18 protein-coding genes are annotated in these 13,942 nt (G+C 68.8%); 10 read left to right on the forward strand and 8 right to left on the reverse strand.

Translation table 11 applies throughout. From position 1 onward, the window contains the following. Nucleotides 1–14: 14 nt before the first annotated feature. Together EV137_RS19150 and EV137_RS19155 are read right to left on the reverse strand one after the other, a co-directional pair. The gene (locus tag EV137_RS19150) at nt 15–518 is read right to left on the reverse strand and encodes a DinB family protein (RefSeq protein WP_134130216.1); all 504 of its coding nucleotides are present in this window, start codon (nt 516–518) and stop codon (nt 15–17) included. After that, nucleotides 515–1,309: a helix-turn-helix domain-containing protein gene (locus EV137_RS19155; protein WP_134130217.1), complete on the reverse strand. Its 795-nt coding sequence runs from the start codon at nt 1,307–1,309 to the stop codon at nt 515–517. Before EV137_RS19155 ends, EV137_RS19150 begins: the two co-directional genes overlap by 4 nt. Before the next feature lie 125 nt (nt 1,310–1,434). Between EV137_RS19155 and EV137_RS19160 the strand changes: the two genes are divergently transcribed. Both EV137_RS19160 and EV137_RS19165 read left to right on the forward strand, forming a co-directional pair. Continuing rightward, nucleotides 1,435–1,797, forward strand: coding sequence for a nuclear transport factor 2 family protein (locus tag EV137_RS19160; RefSeq protein ID WP_134130218.1), 363 nt, complete (start codon nt 1,435–1,437; stop codon nt 1,795–1,797). Nucleotides 1,798–1,847: 50 nt separating this feature from the next. Continuing rightward, a complete protein-coding gene (locus tag EV137_RS19165) occupies nt 1,848–2,585 on the forward strand; it encodes a phytanoyl-CoA dioxygenase family protein (protein WP_134130219.1) in 738 nt (245 codons plus the stop codon). Here the strand turns inward: EV137_RS19165 and EV137_RS19170 are convergent. Further along, the gene (locus EV137_RS19170) at nt 2,566–3,423 is read right to left on the reverse strand and encodes an aminoglycoside phosphotransferase family protein (RefSeq protein WP_134130220.1); all 858 of its coding nucleotides are present in this window, start codon (nt 3,421–3,423) and stop codon (nt 2,566–2,568) included. The two genes, EV137_RS19165 and EV137_RS19170, sit on opposite strands and share 20 nt — an antisense overlap. Before the next feature lie 252 nt (nt 3,424–3,675). Here EV137_RS19170 and EV137_RS19175 point away from each other — a divergent pair, with 252 nt between their 5' ends. Beyond that, entirely contained in the window at nt 3,676–4,476 is an 801-nt protein-coding gene (locus tag EV137_RS19175) for a methyltransferase domain-containing protein (RefSeq protein WP_134002238.1), read from the forward strand. 413 nt (nt 4,477–4,889) lie between these two features. After that, nucleotides 4,890–5,642 carry a hypothetical protein gene (locus tag EV137_RS19180; RefSeq protein WP_134130221.1) on the forward strand — a complete coding sequence of 251 codons (753 nt, stop codon included), beginning with the start codon at nt 4,890–4,892 and terminating at the stop codon, nt 5,640–5,642. Between the two features lie 173 nt (nt 5,643–5,815). Here EV137_RS19180 and EV137_RS19185 read toward each other — a convergent pair whose 3' ends face one another. The 4 genes from EV137_RS19185 to EV137_RS19195 form a co-directional block, all read right to left on the reverse strand. Continuing rightward, entirely contained in the window at nt 5,816–6,139 is a 324-nt protein-coding gene (locus EV137_RS19185; RefSeq protein ID WP_134130222.1) for a hypothetical protein, read from the reverse strand. Next, the gene (locus EV137_RS19190; protein ID WP_131295223.1) at nt 6,136–6,318 is read right to left on the reverse strand and encodes a hypothetical protein; all 183 of its coding nucleotides are present in this window, start codon (nt 6,316–6,318) and stop codon (nt 6,136–6,138) included. Before EV137_RS19190 ends, EV137_RS19185 begins: the two co-directional genes overlap by 4 nt. Nucleotides 6,319–6,593: 275 nt before the next feature. After that, nucleotides 6,594–6,908 carry a hypothetical protein gene (locus tag EV137_RS41470; protein WP_238175415.1) on the reverse strand — a complete coding sequence of 105 codons (315 nt, stop codon included), beginning with the start codon at nt 6,906–6,908 and terminating at the stop codon, nt 6,594–6,596. After that, entirely contained in the window at nt 6,898–7,881 is a 984-nt protein-coding gene (locus EV137_RS19195; RefSeq protein ID WP_238175416.1) for an MFS transporter, read from the reverse strand. The genes EV137_RS41470 and EV137_RS19195 overlap by 11 nt, the downstream gene beginning before the upstream one ends. On the opposite strand from EV137_RS19195, the gene EV137_RS19200 reads away from it, so the two are divergent. After that, nucleotides 7,872–8,204, forward strand: a complete 333-nt coding sequence (locus EV137_RS19200; RefSeq protein ID WP_202871044.1) for a winged helix-turn-helix transcriptional regulator — start codon at nt 7,872–7,874, stop codon at nt 8,202–8,204. The genes EV137_RS19195 and EV137_RS19200 overlap by 10 nt on opposite strands. Here EV137_RS19200 and EV137_RS19205 read toward each other — a convergent pair. After that, nucleotides 8,191–9,363 (reverse strand): MFS transporter, encoded by a 1,173-nt coding sequence (locus EV137_RS19205; protein WP_166679934.1) that lies wholly within the window; start codon nt 9,361–9,363, stop codon nt 8,191–8,193. The genes EV137_RS19200 and EV137_RS19205 overlap by 14 nt on opposite strands. 62 nt (nt 9,364–9,425) lie before the next feature. Here EV137_RS19205 and EV137_RS19210 point away from each other — a divergent pair, with 62 nt between their 5' ends. The 5 genes from EV137_RS19210 (at nt 9,426) to EV137_RS19230 (ending at nt 13,894) form a co-directional block, all read left to right on the forward strand. After that, nucleotides 9,426–9,830, forward strand: coding sequence for a helix-turn-helix domain-containing protein (locus EV137_RS19210; protein ID WP_134002246.1), 405 nt, complete (start codon nt 9,426–9,428; stop codon nt 9,828–9,830). A gap of 61 nt (nt 9,831–9,891) precedes the next feature. Continuing rightward, nucleotides 9,892–10,668, forward strand: coding sequence for a GNAT family N-acetyltransferase (locus EV137_RS19215; protein WP_134002248.1), 777 nt, complete (start codon nt 9,892–9,894; stop codon nt 10,666–10,668). A gap of 2 nt (nt 10,669–10,670) precedes the next feature. Next, the gene (locus EV137_RS19220) at nt 10,671–11,219 is read left to right on the forward strand and encodes a hypothetical protein (RefSeq protein WP_134130224.1); all 549 of its coding nucleotides are present in this window, start codon (nt 10,671–10,673) and stop codon (nt 11,217–11,219) included. A gap of 110 nt (nt 11,220–11,329) precedes the next feature. Beyond that, a complete protein-coding gene (locus EV137_RS19225; RefSeq protein WP_134130225.1) occupies nt 11,330–13,330 on the forward strand; it encodes a DUF222 domain-containing protein in 2,001 nt (666 codons plus the stop codon). Nucleotides 13,331–13,714: 384 nt separating this feature from the next. Then, nucleotides 13,715–13,894 (forward strand): hypothetical protein, encoded by a 180-nt coding sequence (locus tag EV137_RS19230; protein ID WP_134130226.1) that lies wholly within the window; start codon nt 13,715–13,717, stop codon nt 13,892–13,894. The last annotated feature ends 48 nt before the right edge of the window (nt 13,895–13,942 follow it).

The following is a 13,942-nucleotide window of genomic DNA, read 5'->3' on the forward strand; positions in this document are numbered from 1 at the left end:
TAGGTCACGCAGCCCTACTCGCCGGTGGCACCATCCACCAGCTCGCGGGCCACGTCCAGGTGGCCCGCGTGCCGTGCGTATTCCTGTAAGACGTGGAACAGGATCCAGTTCAGGGTCGGCCGGTCGTCGGTCCCGAAGCGCCCGCCGGCCGCCGCGACCGTTGCCGGATCCTCGCCGGCGACCACGCTCCGGGTGAACTCGCCGCCCGCGTGCAGCTGGGCCAGCAAGCTTTCCAACGTGTCGTCGGGTTCGAGTGTCCAAGGGTTGTCCGGATCGTCCGCGGAGTCGCCCCAGGGGTGATCGACGGACTCGCCGGTGAAGCCCCAGCGCAGCCAGCGCCGCTCCATGAAGACCAGGTACTTCAGTAGCTCCAGCGGCGCCCATCCCGACGGCAGCCGACTGTTGCGCAGCTCGGCGTCGCTGAGCCCGACGAGCTTCGTCTCGATGATTTCGCGGTAGCGATCGAGGTACTGCAGATGCAGCTCGATCGTGTCGGCCAGATCGCGCGGGGGCTTCATGACAGTGACCGCAGATACTCGGCGGTTGCGTCGTCGGACGGGTAGAAGGACTCGATCATGAGCTCAGACACCGTGACGTCGAGCGGTGTGCCGAACGTGGCGATGGTGGTCAGGAGCGACAGTTCGCGGCCGTCGTGGGTGAGGTTGAACGGTACGACGACCTCGGCCGGCCCGGGTGGTGCCGGTTTGTCGTCGACGGCGTACCCGCGAAGTTCGTCGTACAGGTCCTGGAGTTCGGGGTCCGCGGTGCCGGCGACCTGGCGTTGCAGGCTCGCGAGCGCGGCGGCGCGGACCTCGGCGATGTTGGCGATCCGCCGGGCCAGGCCGTCCGGGTGCAGGGTCAGGCGGAGTGCGTTGATCGGTGCCTGTAGCAACTTCTCGTCGACGTCCGTGGTGAAGATCGCGATCCCGGTGTTGGCCTCGACGATGTTCCACCAGCGGTCGACGACCAGCGCCGGGTACGGCTCTTGTGCCTTCAGCAGACGACGCAGCGTCGTACGGATCGCGAGCATCGACGGTGAGTGCAGTGACGCCTCGCTGTAGACCGGCGCGAACCCGCCCGCCAGCAGCAACTGGTTGCGGTCCCGCAGCGGTACGTCGAGATGCTCGGCCAGCCGCATCACCATCTCGCGACTCGGTTTCGACCGCCCGGTCTCCACGAAACTCACGTGCCGCGTGGACACCTCGACCCGGTTCGCCAGCTCGAGCTGGCTGAGCCGCCGGCGCTCCCGCCAGCCGCGCAGAAGCTCACCGACAGGGCGCTGGAACGTCTCCTCGATCGTCGCTGCCATGCTCCGACCGTAGCGGGTGGCCCTCGACCTGACATAGACAGCGCCATTACCTCTGACGTCATCGACGGTACGCCGGACCTGGCGGCAAGGTTCTGGTCATCGCAACCGATCGAGGAGGAAACACCATGAACGCAACGACTCTCGCCGACCAGTACTTCGCGATGTGGAACGCCGCCGACGCCGACCACCGGGCCGAGCTCATCGCCGGGACCTGGACCGACGACGCAACCTTCCAGGACCCGAGCTTCGAGACCGCCGGGCATGACGAGCTGAACAAGCTGGTCGGCGCCGCGCAGCAGATGTTCCCGGGCTTGTCGTTCGTCCGCATCGGCGACATCGACGAGCACCACAACTACCTCCGCTGGGCCTGGCACCTGAAGGCCGAAGGGCAGGAGGCAGTCGCCGGCGGCACCGACATCGTCGTGCTCGACGCCGACGGGAAGATCCGGCAACTCATCGGGTTCCACGACTTCGCGCCGGAGCACTGAGGCACATTAATTCGGTGGAGGGTGCTCGCCGCACGTGCGCAGGATGGAACATGCTCACCACCGAAGAGCTGGACGTTTTCGAGCGCGACGGGATCGTGAAGATCCCGTCCGCGTTCTCCTCCGACGAGGCCGCGGGGATGCGGGACGTGCTGTGGAACGAGCTGTCCGCGCGGCATGCCATGGATCGCGACGACCGTTCGACCTGGACGCCGTTGCGACCGACCGGTCTGAAAACCACCAAGTTCGATCGGCGCGCGCACGCGATCCTCGGTCCGCGGGTGCGGTCGGCGCTCGACGGGCTGCTCGGCGAATGGGTCGAGCCGAAGCACCAGGGCCAGGTGCTGGTCACGATGCCGGAGGGCGTGCCGTGGGCGGTGCCGCATCGGCAGTGGCACACGGACGCCGGTTTCGAGAGCGAGACCGGCGCTGTGAAGATCTGGGCGTTGTACGGCGATGTCGGACCGGGGGGCGGCGGGACTCCGCAGGTCGCCGGCTCGCACAAGGTGATCGAGCGGTTCTTGACCACGACGGACGAGCGCGACTTCAAGACGGTCCGCGATCAGGTGCTGCGGTCGGATCCGTGGTTCCGCAACCTGACGTCGGAGCAGCGCACGGTCGACCCGATGGAGCCGGCCGAGCTCGACGGACTGCCGGTCCGCGTCGTCGAGCTCACCGGTCAGGCCGGTGACGTGTACCTGACGCATCCGTGGATCCTGCACTCGATCGCGCCGAACGCGGCCGACACTCCACGGATGATGCGCAGCCGGTTCATCTGGAAAGCTCAGTGACCAGTCGCGCGCACCGCACCGGGTCCTCGGTGAGGCCGACGGAGAGTCCCCAGAGCCAGTAGTCGACGGTTCGCCAGATCACCCAGTCGCGCGCCCGGTCCCGATCGAGACCCGCTTCCCGGACCGCGATGTCGAAGTACCGGACGATGTCGTCCATCTTGTCGAGGTCCCACCACAGCACCCGGCCGAGGTCGTACTCGATGTCCCCGCGGAACAGCACCGGGTCGACGGTCAGCCACTCCTCCCGTTGCCCGGCGAGCACCTGACCGGAGTGGAAGTCACCGTTGACCGCGAGCGTCGAGGTGGTCTCGGACGGCGCGACGTCGAGCGCCTCGCGCAGGATCGCGATGTCGAACGGCCGGCCGAGTCGCTCCCATTCCGGCTCCAGTTGCGCCGATCGCGTCGTGACGATATCCGTGGTCGATCGCGCGTCGTCCGGCGCGGGTACGGCGAGCCGGCGCATCAGCTGCCCGAGTACAGCGACCGCCTCGTCGACGGGCCGGGTCGTCAGCGGTGTGGACAACCGCTCCAGCAACATCGCTCCGGCCTCGACGTCGGCGTCGTACAGCTGGGCCATGCCCCGGCCTGCCCACCAACGGAGCGCCCAGGCCTGCTCGGCCACCTCCACTCCCGGCGGCGACATGCGCAGTACGAACTCCTCGCCGCTCCGCGTGACCGGTACGACGACCGCGTTCGACCCGTGTGCAACCGCTCCCACGACCGTCAGATCCCACCGCCCGCACTGCCGCTCGACCGCCATCGGCAGATCCCGCAACCAGTCCGCGCCCTCGGTCCACCACCGCGGCATCCGCAGAAACTCCTCAGGCAACTCGATCACCCGGTCACCGTAGCGGCTGCCTGAGAGCCCCGCGCCTACTGCGCGGCACCCGGCGGGCACCTCGCCGCACTGGAGGAAAGGCCACGATGAAACCACATCGAGGCCTTCCCTCCAGCACGCCGAGGCACTCCGCCGGGCACCTGCTCGCTACGGCGCAGGGCTCCCAGGCACCCGCGCCGGGGCAACCCGGGGCATTCAGCTGATTTGGAAATGCCCTCCCCGGCGGCGGGATCGAGGATCATGATGTTGGGCATGGGCGGAGAGGTTGACCAGGACGGGTTGCAGTTCGACGCGGAAGTTTCCCGGCAGATCGAAGCGGTCTACACCACGTCGGACATGGTCGAGCAGCGTCGGGCGGTGCGGGCGGCACTGGCGTTGCGTCCCGGCGACCGGGTGCTGGACGTCGGCTTCGGGCCGGGGTTACTGGCTGCGGAGATGGCCGGCGAGGTGGGACCGAGCGGGCGGATCTGCGGGATCGACATCAGCGAGAGCATGCTGGCGATCGCCCGGACCCGCGCCGACGTCCCCGGCGGACCGGGCCTCGAACTCGAACTCGGCTCGGTCGCGCGGATCCCGCACCCCGCGGAGAGCTTCGACGTGGTGGTGTCCACGCAGGTCTTCGAGTACGTCGACGACGTCGCGGCCGCACTGGAAGAGGTACGGCGGGTGCTCCGGCCGGCGGGTCGCGTCGTACTGCTGGACACAGACTGGGGTTCGGTGGTCTGGCGATCGAGTGACGACGAGCGGATGGCCCGCGTACTGACCGCGTTCGAGGACCACTTGGCGGATCCGCATCTGCCCCGGACGCTGGCCGACGTACTGGCGAAGACCGGTTTCACGCCGACCCATCAGCAGGTGGTGCCGATCCTCAACACGGCGTACGACCAGCACACGTACAGCGGCGGGTTGATCGACATCGTGTCGGACTTCGTCCCCGGACATGCCGGCGTGACGGAGGAGGAGGCGCTTGCCTGGGCGGACGATCTGCGCGGTCTCGGCGCGAGCTACTTCTTCAGCCTGAACAGGTACTTGTTCGTCGCCTCGGCGCTCTGAACTTTCCGGACCTCGGCGGGCGCATCCTGGGAGAGACACACCCGCCGGGCCGGTCGTTCTCCCGCCCCTCAGTGGGAGAACTCGCGGCTCGGTGAACACCACCCATGCCCGAATGGCACTGACCGAACCGCGGGACCACCTACAGGTACCCCACTTCGCGGCTCCGCACACACCCCGGCACGCGATCCGGTCGGAAAACTTCACGTTCCTCAAACCTTCGCCGGTAGTACCTGACCTGACAGCGGCCTAGGCTGGTTCGCGATTTTCGCGGTGCGCGGGCACCAAGGGGGAGGGAACAGCAATGCCGGAAGGGTTCGACGACGAGTTGACCGAAGAGCAGCTGGACGAGTTGGAGGCGCTCGGCGCGGCCGAGGACGCGGAGCGGATCCTCGGGGCCGGGGCCGGTGGAAAAGATGCCTGAGGCAAGGATTTCCTGGCGCGGCTTCACGATGAACAAACGCACCGTGGCGATGGCCGAGGCCGCGGAGCAGCTGTACCACTCGAAGTTCGCGATCCTGCAGGGGTCGTACAACGCCGGCGGCGTGGACGCCTCGGCCGGTACCCACGACGGCGGTGGCGCGGTCGACATCGACGTACGGACGAAGAGCGCCGCGCAGCGGGTCGCGGTGGTGAAGGCGCTCCGGCAGGTTGGGTTCGCTGCCTGGTTGCGGACACCCGCGCAGGGCAACTGGCCGTATCACGTGCACGCGATCGCGGTCGACGACAAGGACCTGTCCCGCGGCGCCGCGCATCAGGTGGCGGAGTATCACCGGAAGCGGAACGGGCTGGCCGACCGCGGCCCGGACGACGGACCGCCCGGGTACTACGGGATGACCTGGGAGCTCTACCTGAAGGCGCACCCGCCGAAGGAGCCGGTGCCGGACTCGACGATCTCGCTGGCCGCGATGGAGTACGCGCGCACGCACGACGCGATGACCGGCGTGTGGGGCGCGGACCGGGCCCGGGTGATCGCCTGGGCGGCGCACCCGCGGGTCGGTGCGATCACGAAGGCCGAGACGGTGCCGGCGGCCGGCGTACCGTGGCACCTGCATTTCCAGCGGGTGATCCGGAAGGTGCAGCTGCACTTCAAGCTCGAGGTGACCGGGATCTTCAACACCGCGGTCGCCGGGGTGATGAAGCGGTACGGGTACAAGATCGTCGCTTGAGCATGCCCGACCAGGTACGTCGCTTGAGCATCGACAAGGCCCCACCGGTAGCAGCCGGTGGGGCCTTGGTGGTCCACTACCGCCCGGGCATCCCCGGTGCAGCTGTGGAGGTGGAGAGCGGAACCGACGCCGATGCAGGGGTCAAGACGTCAGCTCCGCTTGCCTGTGTGGAGTTATCTCGAGTCGGCCGCCCAGACGTGCGCCTGGTGGAACTCGAGGTGTTGCCGCATCGCCGCCGGAGTGCCGGCGGTGCTGCCGAACCCGAGGTGGTTCATGGTCGGTACGACGACAGCGTGGACCTCGGACCGCTTCACCTCGTCGAGCAGCGCGTGGAACGCCGCGGACTCGGCCGCATCGCGCTCGGTGTAGACGGTTCCGAGGGTGAACCCCTCGGCGCTGGCGAAGGCGACGAGTGAATCGGTCGCCGCGGCCAACTCCTCCGCGCAACTCAGCGCGTCGGCCCGTACGTACCCGAGCAGCGTCGGCCGGGTGGTCATCGGTCTGCGTCCACCAGCACCGGCTCGCTCGTCACCCGGAGGGACGCGAACCGGCGGCGCATGGCTTCCTCGTACTGCACTGCCTGCTCCGCCATGGCGGTGTGATCCGCGATCGGGTGAGCGCCGAACCAGACCCGCACGCGACGGTGCGTTGTTGGGGTCTCCAGCGTCTCGGTCATCGCAGTTCCTTCGGCGTCTAGGTCCTACGCCGGACGGCTTTGTCCGGCGTTGAGATAAAGAACACCTCACTGGTGGGCACCTTCGGAACACTTTGGTAGGGACCTTTACAGAGGCCTAACGCAGAGTAGGGAAACCCTACGAACGCGCAGGTCAACGCCCTCTCAGTCGGACCGTCAGGCGGCCCGGAAACTCTGTCAAGAATGGTTGCAGCTATTTGCAGATAACGATTCGGCGTCGCGAATTGTTCGACGGGCAAAGAAATGTGGATGTCCTGCTAACTGTTTGCACCGGCGCGCTCACGCACCGGAATGCAGGCCGTCACAACGCCGAGCACAGCGCCCGCCAGGGGTACTGCGAGCCCGGTGCGGAATCCGCCGGCGGTCAGTTCGTCGCCCGCCGCCAGAACCGCCGCCACCGCGGCCAGTCCGAGTGCGGATCCGAACTGGAACGACGTCGTCAGTACGCCGCTCGCCAGCCCCTGCTCCTCCTCGGCGACCCGCTCGGTCGCGGCGATCGTCAACGGCCCATAGGCGAGCGCGAAGGCGAGCCCGAGCAACAGGAACCGTTGCCGAATCGGGTCACCAGCCACGGCGTGAGGGTCGGTGCGAGAACGGCGTCGATGCCGTCACCATCAGGGCCAATCCGGTCTCCAACTCGGACCAGCCACGCAATTCCTGCAGGTAGAGCACCGCGATGAACTGGAATCCCACGAACGATCCAACCAGGAGGATCGCCCCGAGATTCGCCCGGATCAGGGCCGCGTTCCGCAAGAGTCCGAGCCTGATCAACGGCGCGTCGACCCGCCGCTCGATCGTCACGAAGGCCCCGAGCAACACGAGCCCGGCGGCAGTGGTGGCCACTGTCTGTGCGGCCGGTACGTCGGGCGCCCGCACTACGGTTGCCACCAGCAACAACATCGATCCGGTCAGCGTCAACGCCCCGGCCAGGTCGAAGCCGCCGCGGTGCACGGTTCGCGCGGTGTCCCGGGGGATCAGCGCGACGGCACCGGCCAGGATGACGGCCGAGACGATCACCGGCGCGAAGAAGACCCATCGCCAGTCGATCGCGGTGAGCAGTCCGCCCGTGACCATACCCAGCGAGAAGCCTCCGGCGGCGGTCCCGGCGTACACAAGCAAAGCCTGGTTGCGTTGGGGTCCGTCCGGGTAGGTCGTGGTGATGATCGACAAGCCGGCCGGGGTCATGAACGCGGCCGCGATTCCAGTGACGAAGCGCGCCAGGATCAGTACCCAGCCCTCGGTGGCGAACCCGCCGAGGCCGCTGAACAGCAGGAACACCACCAGCCAGCCGACGAACATCCGGCGTCGGCCGAGCAGGTCGGCGGCGCGACCGCTGGGCAGCACGAACCCGCCGTAGCTGAGGGCGTAGGCGCTGACGATCCATTGCAGTGCGCCGGTGGTCAGGCCGAGCTCGGCGCGGATGGACGGCAGCGCGACGCCCATCATCGACACGTCGATGCCTTCCAGGAAGATCGCGCCGCAAAGGACGAACAGAACGGCCCAGGCGCGGCCGGTCAGCCGCTCCGGGGTGACGGTTGACGACACGTGAGACTCCCCGGACCGGCGACAAGTGGTCCCTGCTGGTGATTGCGCTGCTGGACAACCGGTGCATGCGGTTCACCGAGCTGAAGAAGACGATCGACGGCATCAGTCAGCGGATGCTCACGGTCACGCTGCGCCAGTTGGAACGTGACGGCCTGGTCAGCCGGACAGTGCACCCGGTCGTGCCGCCGCGCGTCGACTACGAGCTCACCCCGCTCGGCGTCACGCTGCACGCGACGATCCAGTCACTCGTCACCTGGACCGAGACCCATCAGTCAGAGATCGCCACTGCACGGGCCAGGTATGACGCGCTCAGCTCCTCGTGAAGCTCGCTGGATGCCTTGGTACGACGAGCAGCGTCAGCCCCGCGGCGCAGACAGCAAGTCCTGCGATGACGTTGAGCGTGACGGGCAGACCGAGTGCAACCGTGGTCGCGGGTGCTGCTAGCGCACCGATTAGCAGTGCGAGTGAGTCGGCGGCGAAGAAGATCGCGCTCACGCTCGCGAGCACTTCCCGTGGGGCGGTGCGCTGGATGGTGGTCTGGGCAGTAATGAGGAGGATGCTGCCGGGGAGGCCGATGAAAGCCGCGCCGACGATCGCGATCGGGATGTTCGGGGCGTTGAAGAGTCCGAAGAACGCTGCGGCTGTGGCGAGTTGGGTCAGGGTGAGGAGTTCGCGGGTTCCGAGGAGGCGGGCGGCTTTCGTGCTCAGGGCGGCGCCGATGAGGTATCCGGCGCCGAGGCCGGAGATCAGGTAGCCGACGACGTACCCGGGCGCTTGTAGGCGGTTGACCGTGAACGGTACGAGGAGCGCGGTCAGGCCGGCGTTCGCGGTGAGGAAGACCGTCTGGCCGACGAGGATGCCGCGCAGGGCGCGGTGCCGGATCGTGGCGCGGAATCCTTCGAGCGGTCGTGGTGGTGCGCCCGTGGTCGCGTGCCGGCGGGTGCGGACCGTCGCGATGGTTGCTGCTGACAACAAGTAGCTGGCGATGTCGACGGCGAGCACGAACTTGATCCCGGGGCCGGCCAGCAACAGCGCGCCGAGCGGCGGTGCGGCCAGGCGGATCGCGCTGCTGGTGACGGCGTTGATCGCGTTCGCGGTGGCCAGTTCCTTGCCGGTGCCGACGACCGCCGGGAGCAGTGCGCGGGCGGCCGGACGGAAGACCGTCGTCGCGGTGTTCTCGAGCAGGATCGCGAGGTAGATCGGCCAGACGTGGTCGCGGTCTGCGAACAGAATCAGTCCGACCGCGGCCGCGCTGACGAGATCGGCGATCCACATCGCCCGGGCCAGGTTCCACCGGTCCAGCAGTACGCCGGCCCACGGGCCGATGAGGAGCGCCGGAAGGGCCTCAAGCGCCAAGGTCAGCCCGGTCGCCACCGCCGACCCGGTCAGCGCGAACACGTGGAACGGAATCGCGACCACCAGGAGCCAGGACCCGATCCCTGAGATCGCGCCGCTGAACCATAGCCGCCGGAAGTCCCTCACGCCGCCGGAATCTATCTTGTCGAGATAGACAACGGCAAGAGTGTTCTGTGAAGATAGGTCGTATGGAGCTTGGTGACGTCCTGCGCGATCGGCGGAAGGCGGCCGGGCGGACGATCGCGTCGGTCGCCGTCGACGCCGGCCTGTCCGTGCCGTACATCGCGAACCTGGAGAACGGGCGCGGAAATCCCACGATCGCCGCGCTGGACCGGCTCGCGACTGCGCTCGGGGCGCGGCTCGACGTACGCATCGGCGACGAGGCTCCCTCACCGTCGCCGTCGGTCGGCGCCGAACTGGTGGCGGGCTCCGAGCGGGTCGACAGGGTTCTCGCCGCGGTGGCCGGTGGAAGGTCGCGAGCCGCCACCCGGCGCGAGTTGATCGCGACTCTCGACGCGCTCGCCGTACTGCTGGGCCGTCCGCCGGGCCCCGCTGACCTGAGCCGGCTTCTCGACCTGCTCCAGCTCGCCTGACCCGGCCGCGCTCTCGCTGTCTCGGTCGCGCTGGTTCATCGAGGGTCGTAGGGTCCTGGGTATGGAGATCGGTGCGCGGATCGCCGCGGCTCAACTGACCGGAGCCGCACGATCGAAACGTCAGGTGGTCGCCGGGCCCCTCGCCGGTCTGCTGCACGACAAGGACGACTGGTACCTGTCCGGCCTGCTCGCGGCCGAACCTGGTCAGCCGTTCTCGCCGGACGACCTCCCGTGGGCGCTCGACACGATCCGCCAGGCTTTCGCGGCCGAAGGGCGCTGGCTGAGCGCGGAACTGGTCGAGGAGGCGAACCCCGGTCTGGCCGAGGCGCTCGCGGCGAACGGGATGACGCTCGTGTCCCGCCTGCCGCTGCTCGTCGTCTCACCGGCCGAGTTGGTCGTGCCAGAACTCCCGGACGGCGTGACGGTGCGCGTCGTGGCGTCGGACGAGGAGCAAGAGGTGGCGAACGCGGTGTCGGCGGAGGCGTACGAGATGGATACCGCCGGCTCCGCGTTCAAGCCGGATCCTTTGGATGGCGGAGCAGTTCTCGTGTACGCCGACGACGTACCGGTAGCGACCGCGGCGTGGACCGCGGTCGCTGACGAGGTGTCCGAGGTTGCGGGGGTCGGGACGGTTCACAGTCATCGACGGCGCGGGTTCGGTGGCATCGCGACGGCGTACGCGACGTTGAAAGCGTTCGAGCTGGGTGGGGTGACGCTCGCTTGGTTGACACCGGGGGACGACGGCGCGGACCGGGTGTACCGGCGGCTGGGATATGGGCCCAGGGCAACGGCTGTGCACCTTGGCGATCCTGGTGGTCATCTGGCCGACTTGCGCTGATCATGACGGTGCGGGCGGAGATTGTCGCCGAGGACGGCTCGGGCTGGCTCCGGCTTTGCGAGGGCCTGTCTGAGGAGCAGGTGGATCGGCTTGTCGAGCTCTGGGTGGGGGAGGCTGCGTCGCCGCGGGCGTCTGTTGAGCGTCTGCTGGCCGGCGACAGGAGTGTGTTCGGTGGGGTCCGGTTGACCGATGCTGGAGCACGGGTCGATCCGGGTTGCTGCCTGCTGCTGGAGGACTGGCGGAGTTGGGTCGGGGTCGAGAGCGGCGGTTGGCCGGACGTCGGGCACGACGGCCCATGGCCGGAACGCGACGCTCTCGGGCTGACGATCTGGCCTCGCGGTGCGGAGGACTGGCGTTCGGAGCCGGTGCGCGAAGGACTGCCGGTGCGGGTCCTGTACGGCGAGGTGCCTGAACTGCGCCGCTCGGTCCAGGCCGACCTCTTCGGCTTCCTCGAGAGCCTGCGACGCTGGGCCAACACCCACTGCCCCGACCGCGCCGCTGCCGTGGTCGCGCACGCCGACCACGTCTTCGCAATCACCGCCCCGGCCTAGCTGACTCCCTGCATACACGTTTCCTGGCACGCCGATCATGTGATGTTTCCCCTTGTGGATAAGGGAAAACAGCCTGGCACCTTGTCTCCATGAAGCATAGAATCGAACACATGTTCGAGGAAGATCTGGAGTCGCTCCCGACCCGCGACCTGCTGGAAGGCGCCGCCGAATGCCGCGCCATCGCCAGCCGGGCCGACGCGCGGCTGCTGGAATGCGCCCAGGTCTACGCCGACCGATTCCACCCCTCCGTCTGCGAACCCCGCCCGACCCGCCGCGCCGGCGACGGCCGCGAACGCGCCGTGGTGCTCGGCGGTGACGGCTGTCCGGAGATCGCCGAGTTCGCGATCGCCGAGTTCGCCGTCGTCATCGGGGTCTCGCCCGGCATCGGCCGCGACCTGCTCGCCGACGCCCTCGCCCTCCGCCACCGCTTCCCCCGCACCTGGACCCGCATCCAGGCCGGCGACGCCACCCCCTGGAAAGCCCGCCAAATCGTTCGGGCCTGCACAAAACTCGACCACGCCGCCGCGGAATACGTCGACCGCAAGGTCGCCGCGATCATCGACACCATCTCCCCGTACCGGCTGGAAAAGATCGCCCGCGCCGCCCGCCACCACGCCGACCCCACGCGCGCCACAGACGAGGCCACCGACGCCGCCGACGACCGCGGCGTGCACATCGGCCGCGGCGACGCCCACGGCAACAAAACCATCTACATCAAAGCCGCCGCCGCAGCCGTCAACCGCTGCAACGCCACCATCACCGACATCGCCGAAGCCCTCAAAACCCTCGGCGACACCCGCCCGGTCCAACACCGCCGCGCCGAAGCCATCGACATCCTCGCCGACCCCCGCTTCACCCAAGAACTCCTCACCCAAGCCCACAACCAACCCCACCCAACCCCGCCAGACACCAAGCACGAACCCCCAACACCCGACAACCCAACGATGCCGGAGGACGCGGCGGCGCAAGACAACTCAGTGGTGCAGCATCCAGTGGTGCGGGACGACGCGGTGGTGCAGCACCATGCGGCGGGGCCGAACGGTGCGCTGGGGCATGGCAGCCCGGCGGTGCAGGACAGCCCAGCGGTGCAGGACAACGCGGTGGTGCTCGAGCCAGCAGCCTCGCTCGAGACACCGGACTCTCTCGAACGTGCGGGGTCGCTCGAACCACTGGACTTGCCGGAGTCGCCGGGGTCGCTCGATCTGCTGGAGCCGGCGGGTCCGCCGGACGATCCGTGGCTGGAAGCCGCAGCGCCGTACAACCCCGACCCACCAACCGACCCGTTCGACCGACGGACACCATCCGAACCCGCCCACTCACGAACCGAACCCGGTGAGGGTCCGGCGATAGATGCTGCCGCGCTGCGGTCGCTCCGCGCCCGGCTCGCGCAGATCAAGAACGACGCCTACGCCAACCCGAGCTACCCCAACCACCCCAACGCCCAGAGCGGTCAGCCCGAACCAGGCGGTCCGCATGGTCTCGGCAGTTCAGGTAACCCGGGCAGCTCAGGCGAGCTCGCGTGCCCAGAGACTCCAGCGCAACCGGTCGGCGAGACTAAGGGACAGTTGCGCCCGGGGATGGCGCGGACAGGACGGGCACGGACAGGACAGGCACGTCCGGGGCAGACCGAGGTGGTCGTGCATCTCACCGATCACACTCTCGCCACCGGAACCGGCGTACTGCGCGCCGAAACCATAGGACCGCTGCTCGCGACTCAATTGGCCGAGGTCATCGGCTACGGCCCCTACACCGTCAAGCCCGTGATCGACCTGAACGATGCGGTCAGCGTCGACGCGTACGAGATTCCCCCCCGCATCCGCGAACGCGTCAAACTCATCCACCCCGTCGAACTCTTCCCGTACGGCACCCGCGAAACCACCAACACCATCGACCTCGACCACATCGAGCCGTACGACCCCCATGGACCCACCGGGCAGACGAGCACCAAGAATCTCGCGCCTCTCGGCCGCTTCGGGCACCGGGTGAAGACCCACGCCCGCGGCTGGACCGTCCACCGCATCGACTACAAGACACTCAAATGGACCACACCCCACGGCTTCACCTTCCACGTCGACCCCACCGGCACCCACCGAGTTGACCCACCGAGTTGACCCGCCCGAGTTGACCCCGCCGAGGTGAGCCGCCGAGGTGACCCGCCGAGGTGACCCGCCCGAGTCGCCGCGTCCCAGCTGAGTCGCCCGCGCAGACCCGGACAACCCACCGGGCAGAACGCCGCACCGAACGGTGCTGCCCCCGACGCCACCGTCGAAGCGCCGTTCGAGCCGCTGATAGAGCGGCCCCCTCCCCGGATGAGGCACCGGGTAGACCCGGATGAGGCGCCGCGCTGATCCGGTTGCGTGGCCTGCGTGGGGCGGCGTGACGCCGGGCACGCGTTATGCGGGGGCGGGGCAGCGGCGCGGCGCGCGGCGGGCTCCGCGGCGGGGCGTCGCGCGGGGCGGGTTTCTCGCGGCGGGCAAGCGGCGTGGGGCAGGGTGATGCCGGGCAGGCGTTATGCGGGGGCGGGGCAGCGGCGGGGTACGGCGACCGCCGCCGGCCACCTCGCCCTCGAAGCCGACGGTGCCGTCACCGGTGCCGGGTGCGGCGAGGGCGTGGGGCGCCGGGACGTCGCGCGGGGCGGGTTGCTCGCGGCGGGTAAGCGGCGTGGGGCGGCGTGATGCCGCACGGGGCGGCGGCGCGGGGGCGTGAGGCGGGGCGGGTGTGAT

It is taken from the genome of Kribbella pratensis, assembly GCF_004366075.1.
Lineage (GTDB): Bacteria > Actinomycetota > Actinomycetes > Propionibacteriales > Kribbellaceae > Kribbella > Kribbella pratensis.

Bases quoted from the DNA above. Each gene is read 5' to 3' on its own strand.
- EV137_RS19220 (WP_134130224.1), top strand. From the start codon at position 10,671: ATGACGGTGCGGGCGGAGATTGTCGCCGAGGACGGCTCGGGCTGGCTC.
- EV137_RS19150 (WP_134130216.1), bottom strand. From the start codon at position 518: ATGAAGCCCCCGCGCGATCTGGCCGACACGATCGAGCTGCATCTGCAG.
- EV137_RS19210 (WP_134002246.1), top strand. From the start codon at position 9,426: ATGGAGCTTGGTGACGTCCTGCGCGATCGGCGGAAGGCGGCCGGGCGG.
- EV137_RS19175 (WP_134002238.1), top strand. From the start codon at position 3,676: ATGGGCGGAGAGGTTGACCAGGACGGGTTGCAGTTCGACGCGGAAGTT.
- EV137_RS19190 (WP_131295223.1), bottom strand. From the start codon at position 6,318: ATGACCGAGACGCTGGAGACCCCAACAACGCACCGTCGCGTGCGGGTC.
- EV137_RS19165 (WP_134130219.1), top strand. From the start codon at position 1,848: ATGCTCACCACCGAAGAGCTGGACGTTTTCGAGCGCGACGGGATCGTG.
- EV137_RS19225 (WP_134130225.1), top strand. From the start codon at position 11,330: ATGTTCGAGGAAGATCTGGAGTCGCTCCCGACCCGCGACCTGCTGGAA.
- EV137_RS19160 (WP_134130218.1), top strand. From the start codon at position 1,435: ATGAACGCAACGACTCTCGCCGACCAGTACTTCGCGATGTGGAACGCC.
- EV137_RS19230 (WP_134130226.1), top strand. From the start codon at position 13,715: ATGCCGGGCAGGCGTTATGCGGGGGCGGGGCAGCGGCGGGGTACGGCG.
- EV137_RS19155 (WP_134130217.1), bottom strand. From the start codon at position 1,309: ATGGCAGCGACGATCGAGGAGACGTTCCAGCGCCCTGTCGGTGAGCTT.
- EV137_RS19215 (WP_134002248.1), top strand. From the start codon at position 9,892: ATGGAGATCGGTGCGCGGATCGCCGCGGCTCAACTGACCGGAGCCGCA.
- EV137_RS19185 (WP_134130222.1), bottom strand. From the start codon at position 6,139: ATGACCACCCGGCCGACGCTGCTCGGGTACGTACGGGCCGACGCGCTG.
- EV137_RS19180 (WP_134130221.1), top strand. From the start codon at position 4,890: ATGCCTGAGGCAAGGATTTCCTGGCGCGGCTTCACGATGAACAAACGC.